At 64.8% G+C, this 22,764-nt stretch carries 24 protein-coding genes; 15 read left to right on the top strand and 9 right to left on the bottom strand.

The features are described from left to right. The first annotated feature begins 85 nt into the window (after nucleotides 1-85). The 12 genes from AAGA68_00990 to ptsP all read left to right on the top strand — a co-directional run bounded on the left by AAGA68_00990 (nucleotide 86) and on the right by ptsP (nucleotide 10,047). Nucleotides 86-1,063, top strand: a complete 978-nt coding sequence (locus tag AAGA68_00990; protein ID MEM9383609.1) for a calcium/sodium antiporter — start codon at nucleotides 86-88, stop codon at nucleotides 1,061-1,063. A 2-nt stretch (nucleotides 1,064-1,065) separates the two neighbouring features. Next, nucleotides 1,066-2,055 (top strand): KpsF/GutQ family sugar-phosphate isomerase, encoded by a 990-nt coding sequence (locus AAGA68_00985; protein MEM9383608.1) that lies wholly within the window; start codon nucleotides 1,066-1,068, stop codon nucleotides 2,053-2,055. 4 nt (nucleotides 2,056-2,059) lie between these two features. Beyond that, a complete protein-coding gene (locus AAGA68_00980) occupies nucleotides 2,060-2,566 on the top strand; it encodes an HAD-IIIA family hydrolase (protein MEM9383607.1) in 507 nt (168 codons plus the stop codon). Between the two features lie 11 nt (nucleotides 2,567-2,577). After that, nucleotides 2,578-3,150: an LPS export ABC transporter periplasmic protein LptC gene (lptC, locus tag AAGA68_00975; GenBank protein MEM9383606.1), complete on the top strand. Its 573-nt coding sequence runs from the start codon at nucleotides 2,578-2,580 to the stop codon at nucleotides 3,148-3,150. Next, a complete protein-coding gene (gene lptA / locus AAGA68_00970) occupies nucleotides 3,147-3,890 on the top strand; it encodes a lipopolysaccharide transport periplasmic protein LptA (protein ID MEM9383605.1) in 744 nt (247 codons plus the stop codon). Before lptC ends, lptA begins: the two co-directional genes overlap by 4 nt. After that, a complete protein-coding gene (lptB, locus tag AAGA68_00965; GenBank protein MEM9383604.1) occupies nucleotides 3,887-4,612 on the top strand; it encodes an LPS export ABC transporter ATP-binding protein in 726 nt (241 codons plus the stop codon). The genes lptA and lptB overlap by 4 nt, the downstream gene beginning before the upstream one ends. Nucleotides 4,613-4,684: 72 nt before the next feature. Beyond that, nucleotides 4,685-6,175, top strand: coding sequence for an RNA polymerase factor sigma-54 (locus tag AAGA68_00960; GenBank protein MEM9383603.1), 1,491 nt, complete (start codon nucleotides 4,685-4,687; stop codon nucleotides 6,173-6,175). Nucleotides 6,176-6,225: 50 nt separating this feature from the next. After that, nucleotides 6,226-6,552 carry a ribosome-associated translation inhibitor RaiA gene (gene raiA, locus AAGA68_00955; GenBank protein ID MEM9383602.1) on the top strand — a complete coding sequence of 109 codons (327 nt, stop codon included), beginning with the start codon at nucleotides 6,226-6,228 and terminating at the stop codon, nucleotides 6,550-6,552. Nucleotides 6,553-6,577: 25 nt separating this feature from the next. Further along, complete coding sequence (locus tag AAGA68_00950; protein ID MEM9383601.1) at nucleotides 6,578-7,069, top strand: PTS sugar transporter subunit IIA; 492 nt, start codon at nucleotides 6,578-6,580, stop codon at nucleotides 7,067-7,069. Nucleotides 7,070-7,078: 9 nt separating this feature from the next. Next, nucleotides 7,079-7,942 (top strand): RNase adapter RapZ, encoded by an 864-nt coding sequence (rapZ, locus tag AAGA68_00945; GenBank protein ID MEM9383600.1) that lies wholly within the window; start codon nucleotides 7,079-7,081, stop codon nucleotides 7,940-7,942. Nucleotides 7,943-8,014: 72 nt separating this feature from the next. Further along, a complete protein-coding gene (locus AAGA68_00940; protein ID MEM9383599.1) occupies nucleotides 8,015-8,299 on the top strand; it encodes an HPr family phosphocarrier protein in 285 nt (94 codons plus the stop codon). Then, nucleotides 8,296-10,047, top strand: a complete 1,752-nt coding sequence (gene ptsP, locus AAGA68_00935; GenBank protein MEM9383598.1) for a phosphoenolpyruvate--protein phosphotransferase — start codon at nucleotides 8,296-8,298, stop codon at nucleotides 10,045-10,047. Before AAGA68_00940 ends, ptsP begins: the two co-directional genes overlap by 4 nt. On the opposite strand, the gene AAGA68_00930 is transcribed toward ptsP, so the two are convergent. The 7 genes from AAGA68_00930 to AAGA68_00900 form a co-directional block, all read right to left on the bottom strand. Further along, the gene (locus AAGA68_00930; protein MEM9383597.1) at nucleotides 9,956-10,912 is read right to left on the bottom strand and encodes an acyl-CoA desaturase; all 957 of its coding nucleotides are present in this window, start codon (nucleotides 10,910-10,912) and stop codon (nucleotides 9,956-9,958) included. The genes ptsP and AAGA68_00930 overlap by 92 nt on opposite strands. Further along, nucleotides 10,905-11,879 carry a hypothetical protein gene (locus AAGA68_00925; protein MEM9383596.1) on the bottom strand — a complete coding sequence of 325 codons (975 nt, stop codon included), beginning with the start codon at nucleotides 11,877-11,879 and terminating at the stop codon, nucleotides 10,905-10,907. Before AAGA68_00925 ends, AAGA68_00930 begins: the two co-directional genes overlap by 8 nt. A gap of 154 nt (nucleotides 11,880-12,033) precedes the next feature. Beyond that, complete coding sequence (locus AAGA68_00920) at nucleotides 12,034-13,065, bottom strand: helix-turn-helix transcriptional regulator (protein ID MEM9383595.1); 1,032 nt, start codon at nucleotides 13,063-13,065, stop codon at nucleotides 12,034-12,036. A gap of 51 nt (nucleotides 13,066-13,116) precedes the next feature. Continuing rightward, nucleotides 13,117-14,160, bottom strand: coding sequence for a M48 family metallopeptidase (locus tag AAGA68_00915; GenBank protein MEM9383594.1), 1,044 nt, complete (start codon nucleotides 14,158-14,160; stop codon nucleotides 13,117-13,119). A gap of 5 nt (nucleotides 14,161-14,165) precedes the next feature. After that, nucleotides 14,166-15,293: a YjgN family protein gene (locus tag AAGA68_00910; protein MEM9383593.1), complete on the bottom strand. Its 1,128-nt coding sequence runs from the start codon at nucleotides 15,291-15,293 to the stop codon at nucleotides 14,166-14,168. A 123-nt stretch (nucleotides 15,294-15,416) separates the two neighbouring features. Next, nucleotides 15,417-16,262, bottom strand: a complete 846-nt coding sequence (locus AAGA68_00905) for a cobalamin B12-binding domain-containing protein (GenBank protein MEM9383592.1) — start codon at nucleotides 16,260-16,262, stop codon at nucleotides 15,417-15,419. A 31-nt stretch (nucleotides 16,263-16,293) separates the two neighbouring features. Then, complete coding sequence (locus AAGA68_00900; protein ID MEM9383591.1) at nucleotides 16,294-16,779, bottom strand: hypothetical protein; 486 nt, start codon at nucleotides 16,777-16,779, stop codon at nucleotides 16,294-16,296. 192 nt (nucleotides 16,780-16,971) lie between these two features. Between AAGA68_00900 and nhaR the strand changes: the two genes are divergently transcribed. Both nhaR and mgtE read left to right on the top strand, forming a co-directional pair. Then, nucleotides 16,972-17,883 carry a transcriptional activator NhaR gene (gene nhaR, locus AAGA68_00895; GenBank protein ID MEM9383590.1) on the top strand — a complete coding sequence of 304 codons (912 nt, stop codon included), beginning with the start codon at nucleotides 16,972-16,974 and terminating at the stop codon, nucleotides 17,881-17,883. A gap of 138 nt (nucleotides 17,884-18,021) precedes the next feature. Then, nucleotides 18,022-19,374, top strand: a complete 1,353-nt coding sequence (mgtE, locus tag AAGA68_00890) for a magnesium transporter (protein MEM9383589.1) — start codon at nucleotides 18,022-18,024, stop codon at nucleotides 19,372-19,374. 14 nt (nucleotides 19,375-19,388) lie between these two features. Here mgtE and AAGA68_00885 read toward each other — a convergent pair whose 3' ends face one another. After that, complete coding sequence (locus AAGA68_00885) at nucleotides 19,389-20,615, bottom strand: patatin-like phospholipase family protein (GenBank protein ID MEM9383588.1); 1,227 nt, start codon at nucleotides 20,613-20,615, stop codon at nucleotides 19,389-19,391. A gap of 166 nt (nucleotides 20,616-20,781) precedes the next feature. Between AAGA68_00885 and AAGA68_00880 the strand changes: the two genes are divergently transcribed. Then, complete coding sequence (locus AAGA68_00880; GenBank protein MEM9383587.1) at nucleotides 20,782-21,315, top strand: peroxiredoxin; 534 nt, start codon at nucleotides 20,782-20,784, stop codon at nucleotides 21,313-21,315. A gap of 288 nt (nucleotides 21,316-21,603) precedes the next feature. Here the strand turns inward: AAGA68_00880 and AAGA68_00875 are convergent, their stop codons facing one another. Then, the gene (locus AAGA68_00875) at nucleotides 21,604-22,653 is read right to left on the bottom strand and encodes a Fic family protein (GenBank protein ID MEM9383586.1); all 1,050 of its coding nucleotides are present in this window, start codon (nucleotides 22,651-22,653) and stop codon (nucleotides 21,604-21,606) included. Nucleotides 22,654-22,764 lie beyond the last annotated feature (111 nt).

The raw sequence follows: 22,764 nt of genomic DNA, 5'->3' as shown, positions 1-22,764 counted from the left end.
CCGTGGGAATGCTAGCATTGCGCGCTTGCCAGGCTGGCGCCGCGCAGGGGCGCGCCGCGCACTTCATTCGCAACGAGAGCACCGTTTGCAAGCCATCCTGATCTACTTCGCGGCCGTGATCACAGGGTTCGTCACCCTGATCTGGGGGGCGGACCGCTTCGTGCTCGGCGCCGCCGCCTTCGCTCGCAATCTGGGCGTGTCCACCATGCTGATCGGGCTGACGATCGTGGGCTTCGGCACGTCTGCCCCCGAGGTGCTGGTTGGGGCCATGGCATCACTGCAGGGCAATGCCGGCCTCGCCGTCGGCAACGCGATCGGCTCGAACATCGCCAACATCGCCCTCGTGCTCGGCGCTACGGCGCTGGTAGCGCCGCTCGCGGTATCTTCGCAGACCGTGCGCCAAGAAATCCCGATCCTGCTCCTAATCACCCTGGCGACCCTCGGCCTGCTGCTAAACGGCGAGCTGAGTCGACTGGACGGGGCGATCATGCTGACCGGCCTCGCCGCTCTCCTCGGGTGGATGGTGCACCTAGGCCTGTCGCACACGCCTGAAGACAACCTGCTCGCCGACTACGACGCCGAAATCCGCAGCGACCTCTCCCTGAACGCCTCCATGGCCTGGACCGCTGTCGGCCTGCTGGTGCTGCTGACCGGGGCCCAGGCACTGGTGTGGGGCGGCAGCGGACTCGCGGAAGCGATCGGCGTCAGCGACACGGTGATCGGCGTCACCGTGGTGGCGATCGGCACTAGCCTGCCGGAGCTGGCCGTCAGCGTGGCCGGAGCCCGCAAGCGCGAGCACGACCTCGTGCTTGGGAACATCATGGGCTCCAACATGTTCAACCTGCTAGCGGTGCTCGGTATCGCCAGCGCGATCGGTCCGATCGACCTCGACCCCACGATACTCGCCTTCCATTTCCCGTCGATGGTAGTACTCACCTTAGCGTTGTTTGCCATGTCCTACGATCTGCGCGGAGGCCCGGGGCGTATCAACCGAATCGAGGGCGCCATGTTGCTAACGGCGTTCGCTAGCTACCACTACATGGTTTACCGCTCAGCGCTCTAGCCATGAACGCCTCGAACGAACCTCAGGACGAGCAAATCCTTCAGCTGGCACGCCAGGTGCTGAAGATCGAGGCCGATGCGGTCTGTTCGTTGATCCAGGGAGTCGGCGCCCAATTCGTTTGCGCCTGCCGCCTTTGCCTTGCCTGTAAGGGACGGCTGATCGTGATCGGCATGGGCAAATCCGGCCACATCGCGCGCAAGATCGCCGCCACCTTAGCCAGTACGGGGAGTCCGGCCTTCTTCGTGCACCCGGCCGAAGCGCAGCACGGCGACCTCGGTATGGTGACGCCCGATGACGTTGTCATCATGTTGTCCAACTCCGGCGAGACTGGCGAGATTCTGGGGCTGCTTCCCCTGTTCAAACGCATGGGCGTGCCCACGATCGTGATGACGGGCAAGCCCGCCAGCACCCTCGCCAAGCACAGCGACGCTGTGCTCGATGTGAGCGTGGCGGAGGAAGCGTGCCCCCTCAACCTCGCCCCGACCGCAAGCACCACGGCTACCCTCGCGATGGGTGATGCCCTCGCGGTTACGCTGCTCGAAGCGCGTGGATTTACCAGCGAAGACTTCGCTCGCACCCATCCTGCGGGCACGCTCGGGCGGCGGCTGCTGCTGCGCGTAGGGGATATCATGCACACGGGGCAAGCGATCCCGCGCGTGCGCACGGGCACGGCGCTAGGCGATGCCCTGCTGGTCATGACCGAGAAGGGCCTCGGCATGACCACGGTGCTTGACGCTCAGGAAGCGCTGCTAGGGGTGTTCACCGACGGTGACCTCCGCCGCGCCTTGGACAAGCGCGTGGACCCCCACGCCACTGCGATCGATGAAGTCATGACCACAGCCCCCAAGCACGTCATCGAGGACATGCTCGCCAGCGAAGCGGTGTTGCTGATGCAACGCCACCGGATCACCGCGCTGCTGGTGAACGATGGCGCGGGTCAACTGGTCGGAGTAGTGAGTATTCACGATCTGATGCGTGCGGGAGTCGTCTGAGCCTATGCAGATTCCAGAACCACTGCGCGCACAGATGCGCACCGTCGCCGCGGTGGTGTTCGATGTCGATGGCGTATTCACCGACGGCGGCCTCTACCTAAGTGACGATGGTCGCGAATCCAAACGCTTCGATGCAAAGGACGGCCTTGGCGTGCAGCGCCTGCTCCAGGGCGGTGTACGCGTGGCGATCATCTCCGGGCGATCCTCGCCGGCAGTCGCTTCACGAATGGGCGCGCTCGGCGTGGAGCCGATCCACCTCGGCGTCGGGGACAAGGGGCCGGTCTTTACCGACGTAGCCAATGCCCTTGGTTTGCCCGAAGCCGCCTGCGCGGCGGTGGGTGATGACCTACCTGACCTCGATATGTTCGCGCGCGCGGGCCTTGCGATCGCCGTGGCCGACGCGGTGGAGGAGGTCCGCGCAGCGGCCCACTGGGTGACCGCGAAGGGCGGCGGACGCGGCGCCGTACGCGAAGTGGCCGACGCGGTGCTTTCGGCACGCGCGGTCGACTGAGCTCACCTGCTATGACGATTCGACAGACCCTCATCATCGCCACCCTCGCTCTCTTGGCGCTGGCCAGTCACTTCGTCCTGCGCCAGCCCGATCAGCGGGCACAGCCGAATGCACCTAAGGAGGCTGGCTACTATGTGGTAGACGGCACCCTGCGCGGCCTCGCCGATAATGGCGATGCCCTTTTCGAGATCAGCGCCCAGCGCGCGGAGCAGGAACCTGCACTATCGCGTGTCTCCCTCGAAGGGGTCGACGTCACCTACGCGGACGTGCAGGAGGTACCCTGGCGATTGCGTGCAAATCGCGGTCACATCAGCGCTGACTGGAAGTTCCTCGAGCTCAGCGGCGAGGTGCGTATCGAGGGCACGGACCGCGACGGTGCACCGCTCGCCCTCTACACGGACAGTCTCACGGTGATGGTGAACGAGCGACAGGCGATCACCCGATCAGACGTGCGGGTAGTGAGCACACGAGGCGTTATCACCGCGCGTGGGATGACCGCCGATCTCGCCGCCCAGTGGTTCGAGTTAGAAACGGATGTACGTGGCCGCTTTGTGGCGGCCGTCGATTCAGGAGACCTGCCTTGACCCCGTCGCGAGTCTGGCCGCGAGCCAACCGCCGTGCGCGCTTCGCCGCTGCTCATTTCTTCTCCATCATGGCGCTCACAGCGGCGTCCTGGGTTGCCGTGGTACACGCGCAAGAATCCGCCATCGATGCGCAGCAAGGCCCCCTCAAAGAGGAGCAGACGAGCGCATCAGACACGCAAGCAGAGCCCGCCATTCTGGTGGATGCGGCCGATGCGCGCATCGACCGACGCACCGACGAGCTGATCTTCACTGACATCATCATCACCCAGGACACGCTTAGCGTGCGCGCTAGCCGCGCCGTCGGCACGGGCCTTAGCTTCGAGAGCAGCGATTGGTCCTTCTCCGGTGATGTCCAACTGACTAGCGACGGCGCCCTGATCGAGGCCAAAGAGGCCGTTCTCACCTTCCGCGACAACAAGCTACAGACCGCCGAACTGACCGGAGGCCCCGTGACCTTTCGCCGCGAGAGCGCCAAGGTGGCTGGACGCTTCGCCAGAGGCCGAGCGCAGCGCGTCGACTACGACTTAGGGAACGAATCTGTTCGCCTCACCGGCGACGCATGGCTGTGCGAGGACGGCAACGAGATCACCAGCGAGGTGATCGTCTACGACATCGAGGCAGAGCAAGTGCTGGCCGATGGCGGGCGGGGCGAGGACGGTCGCGTCAAAATCCTGATCACCCCTGGTTCCAGCGCGACAGACACGCCAGACTGCAGCGCGGAGGGTGCTGGCACCTCATGAGCAGCCTAGTAGCAACAGACCTGCACAAGCGCTATCGATCCCGTCAGGTGGTGAAGGGGGTTAGCCTGGAGGTCAGCAGCGGCGAGGTGGTCGGCCTGCTTGGCCCAAACGGTGCCGGCAAAACTACTGCCTTCTACATGATGGTGGGACTGGTCGCCTGCGACGCCGGGCGCATCGTGATCGACGAGCAGGACGTAACGCGCCTGCCGATTCACCGACGCGCTCAGCTCGGCCTCGGCTACCTGCCGCAGGAGGCCTCCGTCTTCCGTCGCCTGAGCGTGGAGGACAACATCATGGCCGCCCTCGAGCTCCGGGCGGAGTTGAGTCTTGAGGCCCGTCGCGAAACTCTGGAGAGCTTGCTCGAGGAATTGCACATCTCGCATATCCGCACCGGTCTCGGCGTCTCCCTTTCCGGTGGCGAACGGCGCCGGGTTGAGATCGCGCGCGCCCTGGCGGCGAATCCGCGCTTCGTCCTCCTCGATGAGCCCTTCGCCGGCGTCGACCCAATCTCCGTGCTGGATATTCAACGCATAATTCAACAACTTACCGATCGTGAGATCGGCGTTCTGATCACTGATCACAATGTGAGGGAAACACTGGGCATCTGTCAGCGGGCCTATATACTCAATGCTGGCACGGTTATCGCATCCGGCACGCCCGAGACGGTGCTCGACAACCGAGAAGTGCGTCAGGTTTACCTCGGCGACGACTTCCGGCTGTAGGGCCAGATCCGCGGGGCGCGCGCCGCGCCATCGCCACGTGTTCTCGCCACCGCAGGTCCCTCCCGTTTCCGCATGCTGAAGCCCTCGATTTCTCTCCGCATTGGTCAGCAGCTGACCATGACGCCGCAGTTGCAGCAGGCCATTCGCCTCCTGCAGCTACCGGTGGCCGAACTGCAGTCACAGTTGCAGGAGGCGCTAGAGAGCAACCTGATGCTGGAACAGGTGGAAGAGCACGCCACCGGGGCGACGAGCAGCGCTGAGAACGGCAGTGACAGCAGCGCCGAGGAGACCCCACGCGAGGCCGATACGAGCGCCGCGTCCGGTGATGAACCGGTGGTAGTGAACGAGGCGCCGGACGATGAGAACTGGATGGAGCCGGCCTTCACGGGCACTCCTGGGGAAGGCAGCGGGCAGAGTTGGCAGGACGATGGGCGCTCGATGGAGTTCGCCGACCCGGAGGGCGGCTCGCTCACCGAACACCTGCTCTGGCAGCTCAATCTCGAAGACCTCACGCCCCGCGAGCGCAAGCTGGGCGAGGCGATCGTCGATGCGATCGACGATGACGGTTACATCGGTGAGTCTCTGGAGGTGATCGCTCAGGCCGTCGACCGCGACCTGCCCGAGGGCGAAGCGCCGATCGACGAGAAGGCGCTGGAGGTGGTCCTCCACGTCATACAGCGCATGGACCCGACAGGGGTCGGTGCGCGCGACTTAGCCGAGTCCCTCACCATTCAGCTCATGTCGATCGCCAGCGATACGCCGGGGCGCGAGCTGGCTCTTCGCATCGTCGAGCACGACCTTGAAACCCTGGGAAATCAGCAGCTCTCCGCCCTGCGCCGCAAGCTCGGGACGAGCGATGAGGAGCTGGCACTCGCCGTCGCCCTGATTCGCTCCCTGCAGCCGCGACCTGGCGCTGCAGTGCAGCCAGAGCGGTCGGACTATGTCGTGCCGGACGTCTACGTTCGCAAGCTTGGCGAGCGCTGGGTAGTGGAAGTCAATCCCGGCTCCCTACCAAAAGTCCAAGTAAACCAGACCTATGCCAGCATGCTGGGGCGCGGCAGTGACCACACGGCCCTGAAGGCCCAGTTACAGGAAGCGCGATGGCTGGTACGCTCGTTAGAGATCCGCAACGACACGCTGCTGCGCGTGGCGACGTGTATCGTCGAACGCCAGCACAAGTTTCTGGAACAAGGCGACTTCGCCATGCGTCCAATGGTGTTGCGAGACGTGGCTGAGGCGCTGGACATGCACGAGTCGACCATTTCGAGGGTCACCACCAACAAATACATGCACACGCCGCGAGGTGTCTTCGAGTTCAGACACTTCTTCTCTAGCCACGTCGGCAAGGAGGGCGCCGAGCACTCCTCCACCGCCATCCGCGCCATGATTCGCAAGATGATCGCCAACGAAAACCCGGAGAAACCGCTTAGCGACAACAAAATCGCCCAAACGTTGGTGGATGACGGCATCGACGTGGCCCGACGAACGGTTGCGAAGTACCGCGAGGCCATGTCAATCCCCTCCTCCAGCGAACGGAAGAAACTGCACCTTCGACAGTTGTAAGGTGCTCGTCATGTCGAAGCATGGCGGAAATCTTGCCAAGGAGACGCCTCATGCAAGTGAAAATGACCGGTCATCACGTGGATATCACCGATGCCCTTCGCGACCACGTCAACTCAAAGCTGACGAAGCTCGAGCGGCACTTCGACCACATCGTCGACGTTCAGGTCACCCTGACCGTAGAGAAGAACCGGCACCGTGCAGAGGCAACCTTGAATTTGGGCGGTGGACAGGTCCACGCGGAGAGCGAAGAAGAACAAATGTATGCGGCGATCGACCTATTGATCGACAAGCTCGATCGCCAAGTGCTGCGGCACAAGGAAAAGTTGACGGACCACCATGCCAAGGAAGCCCACAGACAGCGCCTCGCCCAACAATAGCGATAGCAAGGCAAGCTGCCCACCCGTGAGTCGATTCGCTGAACTTCTGGCACCGGCGCGGGTGCTGTGCAACGTCGAAGCGCGGGGCCAAAAGCACGCCTTCGAGATACTGAGCGAGTTGCTCGCCAACGCCGACCACGGCATCGGCTCGAGCGTCATCTTCGATGCCCTGATCCAGCGTGAGCGCCTCGGCGCCACTGGCCTGGGTCAGGGCGTCGCTCTGCCGCACGGCAGGGCAGACGAGCTCGACGGCACGGTCGCCGCCGTGCTCAAGCTGCGCGAGTCGATCCCCTACGACGCGCCGGACGAGCAGCCCGTGCGCATTGTGTTCGGCTTGCTAGTGCCGCGCGATGCCACGGACGGTCACCTCGGCAACCTCGCCCATGTAGCGCGCACCCTCCTGCGCCCCGGATTTCTCGACGACATCCTCGCCAGCCCCTCATCGAGCGCTCTGCACCAGCTGTTCCTAGACGCCGATGGCGACTCGCCCGCGGTGGCTGCAGAGGACGAGAGCTGAGCACCGCCCATGCGCATCATCATCGTGAGCGGCCTCTCCGGCGCAGGAAAGTCGATCACCCTGCACATGCTGGAGGACTTGGGGTACTACTGCGTCGATAACTTGCCCGTGGCCTTGCTCGCGGGCTTCGTCGAACATGCCCACGGCTATCTCACGCACGGTATCTTCGAGCGCTGCGCCGTTGGCATCGACGCGCGCAACCCGCCTCAAGACATCGCCGCGATTCCCGAGGTGGTCGCACGAATCCGCGACCGCGGCATCGACTGCGATGTGATCTACCTGTCCGCTGATGAAGAGGCGCTTATAAAGCGCTACAGCGAGACGCGCCGTCGCCACCCGCTCACCAGCGACGGCCATGGCCTGCGCGACGCGCTGGCGCGCGAACACCGCTTGATGCTGCCCATCAGCAGCATCGCCGATCTCATCATCGACACCACCCACACCAACGTACATCAGCTTCGCGAGCTCGTGCGCGAGCGCATCGACCAACGCGCCAGCACGCGCCTATCCTTGCTGTTCCAGTCCTTCGCCTACCGCAACGGCGTGCCGAGCGATGCGGACTTCGTATTCGACGTACGCTCCCTGCCCAACCCGCACTGGCACCCAGACCTGCGCCCACAGACGGGCCTTGATGATCCGGTGCGTGAGTTTCTCAACGAGCAGCCCTCAGTGAACAAGATGTTCGACGATGTGCGCGGCTTCCTCGCCCAGTGGATAGGCGATTTTGAGAAGACCAACCGCAGCTACCTGACGGTGGCGATCGGCTGTACGGGCGGGCAGCATCGCTCGGTCTACATGGCCAACAGACTTGCGCAGCATTTCAGCGATCGGTATACCAATGTACTGACCCAGCACCGGGAGCTTCCCGGCTGACGACACGCGCCTCGCACTCCAGCAACCATAGAGTGACCGAGGTAGGGCTGTCACCGCTCGCAGGGGAGGAACATGGCCGTCGTCGTACGCAGTGTGGTCGTCAGTGATCCCCGCGGGTTGCACATGCGCCCCTCTAGCGCCATCGCCGAGGCCGCGCGAGACGCCGAAGGCAGCACGATCACGCTGCACTACATGGGGCGCAGCGCCAGCGCCACCAGCGTCCTAAGCCTGATGATGCTAGCGGCGACCCAGGGCGCGGAAATCGAGATCACCGCCGAAGGTGAGCAGCCCTGCCAGCCGACGGTGGAGCGCATTTGCCAGATCCTGCGCACCACGCAAGTGGGCTCTCACGAATGAGTGTCACCGTCCTCGGCACCGGCGTCTCCAGCGGTATCGTGATCGCCCGCGTACGCCTCGAGAGCGCCCTAGCGGCGCGCACCGCCAACTTCGGCGCGGCCCTCGCGCCGGCGCAAGAACGCGACCGCCTCGATCACGCCATCCGCCAGGTGGTGGCTAGCTTCCAGGCGGCCGATCAGCACGCGCGCGCTTGGCCCCTGGAAGTGCGAGCCATCGTCGACGGCCATCGCCATATCTTGGAAGATGAGGCCTTCGCCGAGCCGATCCGTTCGCTCATCGGCGCGCGTCAGTGCACCGCCGAGGAGGCGCTCCTCACCCACGAAGAGGAGGTGTTGGACGCCCTAGAGCAGATCGACGACCCTTACCTTGCCGCTCGCCGGGACGACCTTGAAAGCCTGTTCGGCAAGGTTCTGACGATGCTCAGTACCCAACGCGACACGGGCGCCGATGCCTCTCCTGCACAGGAGACCGGCGACCTGGCTGCCTACGTGTTGGTGTGCGCGGATCCGGCGCCCACGGACCTGTTGCTACCGCGAAGTGGCACCTTAACAGGCCTCATCTCCGAACGCGGAGGCCAGCTATCGCACACCACGATCGTGGCGCGTAGCTTGGGCCTGCCCTACGTGGCCGGCCTCGCCGATGCGACCTGTACGCTACAGCCTGATCAGCTAGTCATCGTAGACGGCGCTTCCGGTCTAGTGATCACCGATCCCGACCCCCACGCGCTCGTCACCTACCGCGAGCGCCAGCAGCTGGAGCAGCGGCGTAAACGCTCCCTGCAGAGCGCGCCGGCCCTCGCTGGCCCCGTGGCCACGCGCGATCGGATCGCCGTGGAGATCATGTCCAACGTGCGCGGCCCGGGGGATCTCACTGCCTCTCGGCGCCTCCAGGTCGACGGCGTCGGCCTTTACCGTACAGAGTTTCTCTACGCCAACCGCGACGACCTGCCCAGCGAAGAGGAGCACTACAACAGCTACCGCCTGCTGGTCCAAGGCATGGGCGGCAGCACGGTGACCATCCGCACGCTCGATGCCTGCGCCGGCCCCCAGCTGCGCTCCCTGTCCAAGCACCTTCCCCGAACCAGCCAGCCGGCCCTGGGCTTGCGTGCCATACGCCTGTGCCTTCAGCACCCGGAGCTGTTCGCGCCCCAGATTCGCGCGCTCCTTCGTGCGGCCCGCCATGGCCCGCTGCGCATCCTGCTGCCGATGATCGCCACCCCTGCCGAGTTGCGCGCGGCCCTGGCCTTCATCGACGACTGTCGCGAGGCCTTAGACCGGGAGGGCGTGACCCACGAGCAGGACGTCCCCGTCGGCGTCATGATCGAGGTTCCCGCAGCGGCCATGTGCGCTCGCACCCTCGCCCGCGAAGCCGCCTTCCTCTCCATCGGCACTAACGATCTCATTCAGTACACGTTGGCAATCGACCGTGATGACGATGCCGTACAGTCCCTCTACGAACCCGCCCACCCCGCGGTGCTGCGCCTCATCCGTGACACCTTGGCCGCGGGTGCCGCCGTGGGCACACCCGTCGCCCTGTGCGGCGAGATGGCTGGAGACCCGCGCTTCACCCGCTTGCTGCTGGGCCTTGGGCTCACACACTTCAGCATGAGCCCAACCGCGATCCCGGAGGTGAAGTGCATCGTGGCGGAGACCAACGTTACCCAGGTGCGCGCCCAGGCGCAGGCGATCGCAGAGTGCGATTGCCCCGAGGAATCACAGCACCTGCTGGCCGTGCTGAACGCGGACTGACCGGGTCGCCGGGGGAGAACTCGCGCAAGGACCACGCCAGGCCGCACGCGCGCATCAAGCGCAGGCACCACCATCCCGGATCCCACTCTGTGGGCTCGAGCCCGATCCGCGCGGACTCGGGAAACGCGTGATGATTGTTGTGCCAACTCTCACCCATCGTAATTAGCCCACACCACCTCGCCAGGTTGGTCCCCTGTACGGCCGCGCCGGCAAGGTGGCGAGGTCGATGGCCGTCGTTGTGGGCGAAGTAACCCACCCACCAATGCCCGATCATCGACACGCTCACCCTCACGCATACGCCCCAGATCACCCAGGGCAGGCCTCCACCCAGATAGAGCAGGAGCGCGGGGCTCAGCTGCTGAGCCATCCAGGTGCGCTCCAGCCACCGATAGATCGGATCCTCGTGGATGCGCCGCTCCAGGCGGAAGATCGGCGGCCGATCGAGCTCGACCCTGCAGTGCAGCTGCCACCAAGCGTCCTGGAGCATCCCTCTTCGATGCGCAAAGAAATCGTGGCACCTGCCCTGGCGCTGGGCCCAGTCGCGCAGGTCGTGCGTGTAGAGTAGTCCTCTTGGTCCTGCTAGGCCCACGAGCGTGCCCAACCAAACGAGCAGGTACTCGGTGACTTGATGAGTCTCATAGCTACGATGGATGAGCAGGCGATGCATGCCGAGAGAGTGCCCAAAGCACAGGGTGAGCGCCGTCGTGAGCAGGAACACCAACAGCGCGCTCGCACTGATCGTAAGGTAGCCGCCGACCAGAGCGAGTAGCACCATCGCGGTGACCCACAGAGACTGACCCAGTGCCCATTTCACCCTGGCATCACGCGCATTCGCACCCGAGCCGTGCATTCTCCCCCTAGCCATCGGCCAGCACCTCTTGAATCAGGTGGTTCGCCATCCGGCGCACGGCGTAGGCCTCGAGAGGACTGAAGTACCAGGCCGGGCTCAGCTTGCGATCGAAGTCCACGGCGATCGTCACGGCCGTGCGCCCGTCAGCACGGGGCACCATCTCGAGGACCACCTCATGCACCGCCAGATACTTGGCTAGGTAGCTGCTGTCCCAGATCACCTGCGCCGCGAGGCGCGTGGGTGTCGACTCGGCGATGCGCAGGGTGGTCGTGCCCTCGTGCGTGTTGGTGAAGAACCAGCGGTGGTAGCGATAGTGCGCGCGATGGATCGCCCCAACGCTCAGATCGCCCGTCTCCACCGCGTAGGGCATCGGGAACAGCGCCAGCACCAGGTTCGCACTGGTATCGATCGACGGCGGGTTTGCAAGGTTGGTGCGAATCTCTTCGGGCGTCACCCGCACGACCCTAGTAGCCGCCACGACGGCGTGGGTGGGCACCGTGAGCACTGGCGTCACGCCTTCGAGAGCACTCAGAAGCAGTAGCGACGGCAGCAAGCATGCGCGCAGGCGGCGCTCGCGGGAACGCACGCTCGACACCCAGCGGATGAGTCCGTATGCAGCGGTGATGACGAGCAGGTAAATGGGGATGAAGAAGAGCACGCAGATGAACCCTTCCTGCAAGACTAAGGCAGTGGAGAACAAGATCCAGAGGGACGTGCGCACTAGCCAACCGTAGGTCGCCTTGAGGCCGTGGGTCCGCGGGTTGCGGGCGAACACCAACAAGGCAACTGCGATCACGTAGGGCACGCCGACGTACAGCATCGCGCTATCGCCGATACGGATTCGCCAGAGCAATATGATCAGCCCGGCGCTGAGAATGGTGAGTACAAGCACGGCGGTAGCCGTTGGATGGCGCAGGCGCGCGAGGCGCGCACTGGGTGTGGGGGCGCTCGCACGCCCCCTATCGTCGTTTGAGGATTCCACGCTGAGGACCCGGTAATGGCAAGCCAGGGCGCATTCCAACCGGTGCCTGCAGCTCGGGTCTTCCGACCTTGCGATGCGAGATGCATCTTCCTAAATATCTTTTTAAAACAATAATTAAGGAACTTCCAGGAATATAAGAGGGAAGTCTGGATACTCAACCTGTGGGTGAGTCCTGGGGGGTCTTTCGGTACTGACCGGGGGAGAGACCGGTCTCCTGCTTAAAGGCGGTATAGAAGGTTGACTGGGAGGAAAAGCCGGCGTTGAGACCGATCGACAGCACGGACTCACGTGGCTGCGCAAGCAAGGCCTGGCAGGCATCGGCCACCCGGTGCTTGCGCAGGTAGCGCGCAAAGCCCATGCCTACGTGTTGGTTGAGGAGCTCGGAGGTCTGGTGCGAGGAGAGCTGCAGTTGATCCGCCAAGGCCGCCAGGTTCAGCGTCTCGTCTCGATACAAGTGCTCCTCGCCCATCAGGCGATCGAGTTCGCGTCGCTTGCTGGCCACGTCCACCTTGCGCAGGGTCGAGTTGGCCTCGGCCAGCACCAACGCCTCTTCGGCGCGATTGAGAAGGTCCGGGTAGCGCACCGCCAACAGCAAGGCTGGCACGAAGCTCAGGCCATTGAGAATGGCGAATACAGACACGTACACATGCTCTTCGATCCACGGCAGCAGCAGCCCCAACAGCAGGGTCATCCCAGAGATGATGAATAGGGCGACCAGCGCGGTGAGTTCCGCGGCGAAGCGTCGCCGTTGGCTGCGAAGCACGAATAGCTGGGCCCCGATCGCCAGAAAGTACCCAGCGCCGATCACGAAGGCGACGAAGAACATGATCTGGCCCGGTGCGACGGCCCCGATCAGAGGCGGCATCAGGGCGGCCCACGCCCACCGGGGGAGGGGTTGCTCGAAGCGCAGCACGGCGCGGCAGAAGAAGAAGAACAGGGCGCCCGTGCAAAAGATGCTGGCGATGTAGAGCGAGGATGACCAGACGTGCAGCTCGCCGACCAACGCCCAGTAGTGCATCCCTTGCAGCACGCTTAGGTTGAGCAGCAGCGCAAGCCCGAAGCGCCTCGCCCAAGGTCGCTCCGCGTACAGCTCGGATGACAAGTGGCCGAGGGATAGCACCAGGGCACTGAACCAAGTGGTACCAATCGCGATCAGGGCGAGTTGGTCGAGCACATCGCTAGCCATGGCACCAGCTTAGCGTGTAGGGGCCCACCCGGTGCGACGAGCACATGAGGCTCAGGGCGCTTCGCGCGGGGCAAGCTCCAAGGATCGCTCCGCCCTCCGCGCAGCCGGCGGATGGGTGGCGAGGTAGCCCGTGCCGGCCCCGCCCGTGAGCGCTTCAAGTCGCAGTAACAAGGTACCCAATGCACGGGGATCGCGTCCGGTCGTGCGCAGGTAGGCACTGGCGAAATCATCTGCAGCAGCCTCAAAACGGCGTGAGTACGCCGCATTGGCGAGCACCGCAGGCGCGCTCTCCACAAGCACGTTCATGCCGGCAGCATCGCCAGTGAGCACCCACACAAGCACGGTGATGCCGGCGCTCTGGATGACCCGCCGCAGGCTGTGGCGATGGACCACGTGACCCACCTCGTGCGCCAAGACGCCGACGAGCTCATCTTCCGACACCGCCAAGGTGACCAGCTCATCTGTGATCACCACGATGCCGGAGGGCAAGGCCAGGGCGTTAGCACCGATGCCCTCCTGCTCGTGCGCGGGGTGTCCGGCACGAAATAGCAGTCCCATGGAGCGCGACTGCCCCGAGTACGCCACCACCTCGTCGAAGAGCCCACGGATGCGGGCCGTCTCCTCCTCGGGCAGCGCACTAGGCGAGAGCCACTCGCGATCCAAAAACGTCAGGGCTGCACGGCCAATCTGTTGGTCGTAGGAAGGTGGGATCAGCTCCGATGCGGCCCACGCCAGAGCGGGCAGGCCCTGCCAGATAACGCCGGCCAGCATCAGCATCACGCTCGCCAAGGACAAGATCACAGGACCGCGCTGCGACTCCAGTGCATGCAGCCAGCCGCCGCGATCACCCAACGTATCTTCCAACTGCGAAAGGACCCGATGATCAGAGGACTCCAGACGACCACCCGCGGGCAACTCGAGGATGCGCGGCGTATCGCCCAGACGGCTCTCCATCCGCAGCCTCTCGAGGGGAAATGACTGGATGAAGCACGTGCCGGTGATCGTCAACTGCTTGCGCTTCTCATCGACACGCACGACCACGTCCTCAGCCCGAGGACGGTCGCCGGCGAAGTAGCGAGCGGTGAACTCGATCATGCGTGTCAGATCCCGAAGTCGACGTCGACGTCGAAGGCCTCCGCCACCTCCTGACCAATCGCAGAGGCATCTGCCGAGCGCTTAGCAACGACCCGTTGAATCGTCCACTCATCGATACAAAGGGCGATGTGTTGCAGCTGATAGCGAGCCGTGCGCACCTTGGCCCATGGCAAGGCGAGACCGAAGGTCAATAGTATCGCTATGTTGTTGGTGGCGTAGAGCCACATGACATCGCGCGCTCGCATCGTCACCACGAAAGGATGGCCCCCGAGGGTGCTAGTGCCAAGCCCGATCTTCATGGAGCGTGTCACGAAGTAAGCACCAGCAAGGGTGTAGCCGAGGATCAGCGCCGCGTAGGCCGGCAACACTGCGCTCGTCTGCGCAACCGTCGCTTGCCCCCCTTCCACGGTGACCCTGGCGGCACCCAAGGCGACGGCACCGACGATGATCGCCAGAATCGTGAACCCCCCAAGCAGCGTGAGGCCGATGGCCTTCCAATACAGACCGAAATAGGGCGCGGTGGCGGTGTCGAAGCGAAAGGGCAAGCTGCCGAAGCGGTGGTTATCTAGCTTCCAGCGCGCTTGGCGATGCAGGGAGATGGGCATCATCAACCCCAGCGTGAGCAAGCCCAGGATCGGCCAGCCCACGAAGGCCGCATAGGCAGGCTTCAGTCGACCGCTGAAGGAAAAGCGCACATTGCGATAGGAAGAGTTGCGCGCGTTGAAGCGAGCCCCCATGGTCAGCAACCAGGGCGTGGCAAGGAAGGTGCCCGCCGCGGGGATCAGTTCCCAGCCCGGCGCCAGCCAAGCCACCATGAGGTAGAGGGCAGCGAGCGCGGATGCGACCAAACGCCCTAGCAAAATCGCAGTGGGCTTAGCATGGTAGTCAAAGCGCTCACCGGCAAAGGCGGTGTGGCGATAGAAGTAGCGGCGCGTGCGCACCTTCGCCCACGCCGAGTAGAGACCCAGGGTTGCCACCGTGAGCAGAAGGTTGACGGCCCAGATGCCGAAAAACTCCCGGGCCCTACCGCTAAATCGGAACGCTCGGGCAGGTGCAGCGATGGCGGTTGACGTCGCAGCCATGGCGGCGCTGTCGCCTGCAGCGCCAGCGTCCAAGGGGGTCGGCGAACTCATCGGCAGGTCCTTGGCTTATCCGCCGGGATTTAGCCAGCTCGTGCAGAAGCTGTCTAGCGAGCGCAGCCCCATCGTGCCTTGCCTCGCGGCGAGACACCCGACGCAGACACGCTCGATTGGGGTCTAGCGCCCGCGGGCCGTTCGGCGCTGATTCGCGATGAGCTCTTCTAGCCGCTCGATGGCGCTCGGCGCGCTGCCCACCACGGCATCCGCATCGACCAGCTCCTGGAGATCCTGCATCTCCTCCACGATATGGCCGCTCACCACAATGAACGCCTCAGGGCGGCAGATGCGCAGGGCGCTCACCAAGCGAATCAATTCGCTCAACTGCGCATTGCGGCTTGCCGATATCCCCACCACGCTGTGATCGCTGCCCATCAGTATCGTCACGGCAGCTGCGCGATCCGCTGGTCCTTCCAACTGAATGTCCCACCCCTGGGCGCGAAAGAGATCTGCGGCGATTGCCGCGCCCAGACGATGATCATCCCCAGGCATGGTGATGAACAGGGCGTGGCGCCACGGGTCCTGGTGGCGCACGGCGGGCAGGCTTTGGCGCAGGCTGCGCATGATGGCGTAGAGGCACCCGATGGCCACGGTGACCTGTACGAAGTCGATGCGATCGCGATCCCATAGGGCACCGAGGTGTCGCGCCGCACGGGCCAGGTACCCTAGGTAGATTGCCTCCACGCCGGCGCCCATCGCGCGGGCGCCATCGATGTGGTCCGCCGCGCGGTGTGCATCGGAGTCCAACAGGGCGCGTACGAAAGCGTCAAAGGCCGCTGGGGAAGGGGTGCCCGGGGCGTCTCCCTCGGGTGGCGCGTCGCGCAAGCGGCTCGCGAGCAGGGAGACCACATCGCCCGCGAGGGCCTCCAAAGCGGCGGTGGGTAAGCGTTCGCGCTGAGCGCCGCCGATGGCGAGGGTGCGCGCGTAGGCATCTCGGGCCAGGCGAAAGTCGGGGTCGTCCTCCACCTATCGGTTTTCCTGCGTTATCGGCCCTCGATCAGCGCGGGACGACGCGCACCAGACGGCCGCTGGCCGAGTCGACCTGAATCTCGTAAACGCCCTCGCTCGTGCGCAAGATGACCTCGAAGCGACGTCCGCCATCGGACCCCGTGGTACGCAGGCCGGCCTCTAGGCTCTCACCGGGGCCGACTGCCCCCTTTGCCACATCCATCGCATCGACGAGGGTGAGCACCGCCCGATCGAGAGCGCGCACGACGCGTTTGCCGCGTCGCCCAACCGGCTGCACATGGGCGTCGAGCAGTTCGCACGAGTTCGCGTCGTACACCGCTTCGACGATCTTCGCATCACACACCACCTCCACCTCGACCAGCTGACCGTCGTGGAAGGCCTCGCACGCCTCGCCACCAAAGGTGGTCTCGGCGCTCGCGATCAGACTCTCCAGGGTTTCCGAGAGAATGACCTCGGGGGCGAGCGCGAGCAGCGGATCACTGTCGAGCGCGAACGGTATGACTTGATTCTCCATGTCAGCACCTTCGATGATGGTGGGCGTTGCCTCGCCCGGAGCGGTGTTCTCAGATTTTTCGCAAGCGCAAGGTACGTGGGTGCCTCCATGGGAAACAGCAGATGTTTCCGTAGGCGTGGTTCGAGGCCCTCGAAGTAACTCCCTACATAGGCCAGCCGGTTCCACGTACCGTGCATCGGCGATTTGAATGCCGTGCGTCACATCAATTACACCTACCTGCTCTACTTCTGGACCGTGCAGCGCGAGGGATCGGTCAGCCGGGCCGCGGAAGTGCTGAACCTCACGCCACAGACCATCAGCGGCCAAATCAAACGGCTCGAGGAGAGCATCGGCGCGGCCCTGTTCCAGCGCGACGGTCGCTCGCTGGTGCTGACGGACACGGGGCGTCTCGTCGCCCAGTTCGCCGACGAGATCTTCACCGTAGGGCAGGAGCTCACACAGATCCTGCGCCATGGGGCGAAGCCGCGCTCGCCAAGCTCGGTGGCCGTGGGCATCGTCAACTCGATCGCTAAGCTGATCGCCTGCGAAATCGTGGCACCCGCGCTCGCGCTCGAGGAACCGGTTCGGGTGGTCACGCACGAGGACACGCTGGAAGAGCTGCTCGCAGATCTCTCCGTGCACCGCCTCGACATCGTACTGTCCGATCGATCCCTGCCGAGCGACCTTGACGTGCGCGCTAAGAGCCATCCCCTCGGCCAGAGCGACGTGGCCTTCTTCGCGCGCCCGGATCTCGCCGAGCGTTTAGGACCTGAGTTTCCCGCCTGCCTCGACGGCGCCCCATTCCTGATGCCTGCCGTGCGCAACTCCCTGCGCACGCGCCTGGAGGTGTGGTGCACAGAACGAGGCGTGCGCCCACTGATCGCTGCTGAGATCGACGACAGCGGCTTGCTAAAGGCCTTTGGTCAGGAGGGGATCGGCGTCTTCGTGGCGCCGGCGGTCATCGCCTCCCGCGTGTGCGACAGCTACGGCGTGCAGGAGATCGGCCGCACCGGCGGCTCTGTGGTGGAGCGCTACTTCGCCATCCTGCCCGAGCGTCGCATTGGCCACCCAGCGGTCGCGGCGATCACCGCAGCCGGCCAACGACGCCTGGACGTCATCGCATAACCCCGCGTGCCCATTTGAGCTCTGCCGATCGCGAATTCGGCGCGTAGCATCTGCCCCGCCGCGCCGATACACTTCCGTGCCGACGATCTCGCCATCGCCTCTACCGCGCGGTGGCTCGCAGGGCCCGGGGGTGCACGCATGTCGACAACGCTCGAGAACAAGCCGAGCAAGCTGCAGTCGCTGCGTGAAGCCATCGAGGCCGGCCGCCTCGAGTCCCTGCACCGCGCCCTGCTCTCCATGTCGCCGGCGGAGATCGCCAATCTCATCGAATCCCTGCCCCTCACGGAGCGTCAGATCCTCTGGCGCACGATGGGCAGCGATGAGGAAGGTGAGGTGCTCGTGCACCTCGGCGACGAGGTGCGCTCCGGCCTGATCGGCATCACCGAGACCGAGGAGCTGGTCGAAGCCGCCGACGCCCTCGAGCTCGACGACCTCGCCGACATCATCGGCGACCTCCCAGAAGCGGTCACCCAGCGCCTGCTGCAGTCCATGGGCGCGCAGGACCGCGAACGCCTCGATCAGGTGCTCTCCCTGCCCGAGGACACGGCCGGCGGCCTGATGAACACGGACACGGTGACCGTGCGCGCCAACGTGACCGTCGACGTGGTCCGCCGCTACCTGCGCATGCGCGGCGACATCCCCAACGACACGGACCGCCTGTTCGTGGTCAACCGCTACGGCAACTACCTCGGCACGCTGCACGTCACCGCCCTGCTGGTGAACGACGATGAGGTCCGCGTGGGCGAGGTGATGGAAACCGGCGAGAGCGCCATCAACCTCAACGACACGGCGCAGGACGTGGCGCGCCTGTTCGCCGACCGCGACCTGGTCTCCGCCGCCGTGGTCGACGACGACGGTCACCTCGTCGGCCGCATCACCATCGACGATGTGGTCGACGTGATCAGCGAGCAGGCCGAGCACAACATGATGAGCATGGCCGGCCTCGACGAGGACGAAGATCTCTTCGCCCCCGTCGGCGTGAGCGCCCGCCGCCGGGCCGTGTGGTTGGGGGCGAACCTCGCCACGGCCTTCCTCGCGGCCGGGGTCGTGGGCATGTTCGACGAGACGATCGGCCAGGTCGTCGCCCTCGCCGTGCTGATGCCGGTGGTGGCGAGCATGGGGGGTATCGCCGGCAGCCAGACCCTGACCCTGGTAATCCGCGCCATCGCCCTGGGGCAGATCGAGCGCAGCAATGCGCGGCTGGTGCTGCGCCAGGAGCTGGCCGTGGGCGCGCTAAACGGGATCGGCTGGGCTCTCGTGGTCGCCGCCGTCTCCGCCTTATGGTTTCGTTCGGCAGAGCTCGGCGCCGTGATCGCCGCTGCGATCTTGCTCAACTGCATCTGCGCCGCCATCGCCGGCGTCGCCATCCCCCTGGTCCTGCGGCGTCTCGGGGTGGATCCCGCGCTCGCGGGCAGCGTCGTGCTCACCACGGTGACCGACGTGGTCGGTTTCCTCGCCTTCCTCGGCCTAGGCGCGCTGTTCTTGGTCTGACGCCCAGGGGCACCTCAAGAGTTGACCGGCAGGTGCTTCGCTGCGTGCAAGGTCTCGGCCTCGGTATCGCTGCCCGCGTCCAAGAACCGCTTCAGGGCATCGCGCTGGGCCAGGCAATCGCGGTAGCCCAAGCGCATGATCTCGCGGCAGTACTGACCGTCGAAGAGCAGGAAGCTCGCCAGCGCCTCGCCACCGCCCAAGGCCCCCAACATCATCTTCGACGCGCCGGGGAAGCGATGCGCGTGGCGGGCGGCGATCGCGTTAATGTCGCGACTAGGGGAGATCACGTAGGCCGGCACGCGGCGGAACTGATTGCGCCGCCGCTCGCCCTGCGGGGCCTCGCCCAGCATGTTGTTCAGGCGCGTCAGCTGCTCGAGATCGTTGTAGAGACCGTCCTCGAACACCGCATCGAGGAGGTATCCCACCATCTCGCCCAGGGAGGGTCGCGCCAGCTCGGGCACGGCGCCGAGGGAGGGATCGCGCACGGCGACCACCAGCAGGCGATCCGCTCCCAGGTGGATCGCAGGGCTCAAGGGCGCCGACTCACGCACAGCGCCGTCGCCGAAGAAGTCGTTCTGCATGCGAACTGCGGGGAAGACGAAGGGGATGCCCACCGCACCCATCAGATGGTCCAGGCTCATGTGGCAGGGCCGACCTTCGCGACGCGCACGTTTCCAGGGCTTCACGCTGTCGTCCGACTCGTAGAACGCCACGGTCCGCCCGCAGCGAAAGCCCGCCGCCGACACGGCCACCGCGCGCAGCGCCCCCACCCCGATCGCGTGCTGGATGCGGGCCATGCGCAAATGCGTTTCGAGCAGCTCGCGCAGGGGAGTGTTGTCGAGGAGCGAGACCGGCACGTTGCCGAGGCCGCCGCGGGCGAGGGACCAGCCCCAGCGGGCCAGATTGCCAGCCGCCCCGGTCCAATCGCAGCGGAACACCTTATCTACGGTAAAATGGCGCCACACCCCGCTCAGGCGGGCCACGCCGTGGCGAAAATCCAGGGCCGAGCAGGCTAGGGACACGGCATTAATGGCGCCGGCCGAGGTGCCGGTGATGATGGGGAAGGGGCAGCGCTTGGCATCGAGGATCTCAGCGACCCCGCGCAACACGCCCGCCTGGTAGGCCCCGCGCGCGCCGCCGCCCGGGAGCACCAGAGCCGTGCCGCCGCCGCCCGCCGAATAGGGGGTCGCCAACGCCGTGGCGTCGGCCTGCTGCGCTGGTGGCAGGTGCCCGTGACCCAAAACCGCTCCTGATTATCGCAACTTATGCATCGCGCATACGGAGAAAAGCGACCGCCGCGACTGAATCACCGCGCCGCTGCGCAACGAAACTTGACCGCGACCCTGTGTTGAAACCGCCAACATCGACCGCCACGATGCCCGCGGATCGACCTGAAAAGGATACGACATGAAGTTTGCAACGCTGAATCGACTGGCGCTCGGCGTCACCCTCTTCGCCCTGGCCACTGCCAACGCCTTCGCGGTGGAGGCCGGCGAGCCCGCCCCCAACTTCCGCCTGCAGGATCAACACGGCGAATGGCACGAGCTCGAGAGCTTCGCCGGCCAATGGGTCGCCCTCTACTTCTACCCCAAGGACGGTACCCCCGGCTGCACCACCGAGGCCTGCGCCTTCCGCGACGACATCTTCAAGTTCAAGAAGATGGGCGTGAAGATCGTGGGCGTGAGCCTGGACGATGTGGACTCCCACCAGGAGTTCGCGCAGAAGTACTCGCTGCCGTTCACGCTGCTGTCCGATCCGGACGCGGAAATGGCGAAGGCGTACGGCGTATTGCGCAGCTTTGGGCCGGTGAAGATGGCGAAGCGCCAGACGTTCTTGATCGATCCGGAGGGGGAGATCGCGCGGCACTATGCGCGGGTGAATCCGGACAACCATTCGGAAGAAGTGTTGACGGATTTGTCGGCGTTGATGGCGGCTAACTGATTTCGTGCGGGTCTAAGAGAGGCTCGCCCAAGGCAGTGGCTCGCACGCGACTTACCGCCCTTGATTGGCGGCGGCTTGCGCGCCACATCCGCGACCAACACCGCATTCCCCAACTACGGGCTTCCTCCGTTGTCGCGCCCGCCCCGCGTTGGCGCCCCTACGCTGTGACTTTCCGTACCTTTTGTCGGTCCCTCATGACGAGACTGCCCCGGAGTCCTATGGCGCCGACGGGCCAGTACCTATCATTGGAAGGTGCTTCTTGGACGCGAGTCTTCGCAAGAGGACCCTTCACGGCAGACCGTACCACGTAGAACGCCCACCTCCATGACGCACGAGCAATCCCTTGCGAACCAGCGCACTCAGTGTACTTTTCACCGTATTCGGGCTCGCCTGCGCCTCGCGCACCACATCCCTGTTCGTCACCCGCCCGTGCGCACGTGCGTACTCTAGCGCCACCACGGCGAGCGGCGTCAGCTCGTTCAGCGCGCGCTGCTCACTCGCGATCTTCCTCTCTAGCCTGTGCTTGTGCTGTTGCAGCGAGCGCAGAAAGAACGCCAGCCATGGCTGCCAGTCCGGTGTCTCGGCGCGGATCGTCTGCTGCGTCCGTCGCAAGGCGAGGTAGTACTGCTCCTTGTTCTGCTCAATCACCGCCTCCAGGGAAGCGTAGGGCACGTACACGTAACCGGCCTGCAGCAGCAACAGCGTAGTCAACACGCGGCTTAGGCGACCGTTGCCATCCTGCAACGGGTGAATCTCGAGAAACACCACCACGAACACACCGATCGCGAGCAGAGGGTGAAGCGTGGCTTGCTCACGCGCTTGGTTGAACCACGCGGCGAGTTCGGCCATGCGCTGCGGCGTGTCGAAGGGACTAGCGGTCTCGAAAACCACGCCCACCATCTGGCCCGCGGCATCGAAGGTGCCGACCTCGTTACGTTGGGTTTTGTACTCGCCGCGATGGTGGGCGTCCTTGGTGGAGTGGCGCAAGAGATCTCGGTGCAACTGCTTGAGGTAGTTCTCCGTGATGGGGATGTGCTGCCAAGACGAGAACACCGTTTCCATCACCTGCGCATAGCCCACCACCTCCTGCTCATGGCGGCTGGAGAATGCCTGGATGTCCAGTCGCCCCAGCAGCTGTTCCACTTCACTGTCCGAGAGCGTACTGCCCTCAATTCGCGTGGAGGAGCCAATACTCTCAATCGTGGCCACCTGCCGGAGCATGGCTAACCGCTCAGGCGCGAGGGTACCGAAGGCCCGCCAGGCCCCTTTGAACTCGTCGAGTTCAGACAGCAGCGCGAGGATGGGCTGGGTGACTTGGAGGGTCTCGACGCGAAGCATACCCGAACAAAGACCCGTTTAAACCTGAATGTCAACCGGATTGGATACCTGAAGACGCCCAATGACGGTCCGGTCAACAACCTGCACGCGGTCACGATGAACAGGGATACA

The sequence above is a fragment of the Pseudomonadota bacterium genome (assembly GCA_039193195.1).
Lineage (GTDB): Bacteria > Pseudomonadota > Gammaproteobacteria > Steroidobacterales > JBCBZW01 > JBCBZW01.
The sequence above is the reverse complement of the archived record's forward strand: the minus strand, read 5'-3'. Positions and strand labels throughout refer to the sequence as shown.

Coding starts and splice junctions, on each gene's coding strand:
- AAGA68_00915 (MEM9383594.1), bottom strand. CDS start 14,160: ATGATCGAGTTCACCGCTCGCTACTTCGCCGGCGACCGTCCTCGGGCT.
- AAGA68_00880 (MEM9383587.1), top strand. CDS start 20,782: ATGAAGTTTGCAACGCTGAATCGACTGGCGCTCGGCGTCACCCTCTTC.
- AAGA68_00920 (MEM9383595.1), bottom strand. CDS start 13,065: ATGGCTAGCGATGTGCTCGACCAACTCGCCCTGATCGCGATTGGTACC.
- mgtE (MEM9383589.1), top strand. CDS start 18,022: ATGTCGACAACGCTCGAGAACAAGCCGAGCAAGCTGCAGTCGCTGCGT.
- AAGA68_00930 (MEM9383597.1), bottom strand. CDS start 10,912: ATGGCTAGGGGGAGAATGCACGGCTCGGGTGCGAATGCGCGTGATGCC.
- AAGA68_00985 (MEM9383608.1), top strand. CDS start 1,066: ATGAACGCCTCGAACGAACCTCAGGACGAGCAAATCCTTCAGCTGGCA.
- AAGA68_00980 (MEM9383607.1), top strand. CDS start 2,060: ATGCAGATTCCAGAACCACTGCGCGCACAGATGCGCACCGTCGCCGCG.
- AAGA68_00910 (MEM9383593.1), bottom strand. CDS start 15,293: ATGAGTTCGCCGACCCCCTTGGACGCTGGCGCTGCAGGCGACAGCGCC.
- lptC (MEM9383606.1), top strand. CDS start 2,578: ATGACGATTCGACAGACCCTCATCATCGCCACCCTCGCTCTCTTGGCG.
- AAGA68_00960 (MEM9383603.1), top strand. CDS start 4,685: ATGCTGAAGCCCTCGATTTCTCTCCGCATTGGTCAGCAGCTGACCATG.
- rapZ (MEM9383600.1), top strand. CDS start 7,079: ATGCGCATCATCATCGTGAGCGGCCTCTCCGGCGCAGGAAAGTCGATC.
- lptB (MEM9383604.1), top strand. CDS start 3,887: ATGAGCAGCCTAGTAGCAACAGACCTGCACAAGCGCTATCGATCCCGT.
- ptsP (MEM9383598.1), top strand. CDS start 8,296: ATGAGTGTCACCGTCCTCGGCACCGGCGTCTCCAGCGGTATCGTGATC.
- AAGA68_00900 (MEM9383591.1), bottom strand. CDS start 16,779: ATGGAGAATCAAGTCATACCGTTCGCGCTCGACAGTGATCCGCTGCTC.
- AAGA68_00940 (MEM9383599.1), top strand. CDS start 8,015: ATGGCCGTCGTCGTACGCAGTGTGGTCGTCAGTGATCCCCGCGGGTTG.
- AAGA68_00875 (MEM9383586.1), bottom strand. CDS start 22,653: ATGCTTCGCGTCGAGACCCTCCAAGTCACCCAGCCCATCCTCGCGCTG.
- raiA (MEM9383602.1), top strand. CDS start 6,226: ATGCAAGTGAAAATGACCGGTCATCACGTGGATATCACCGATGCCCTT.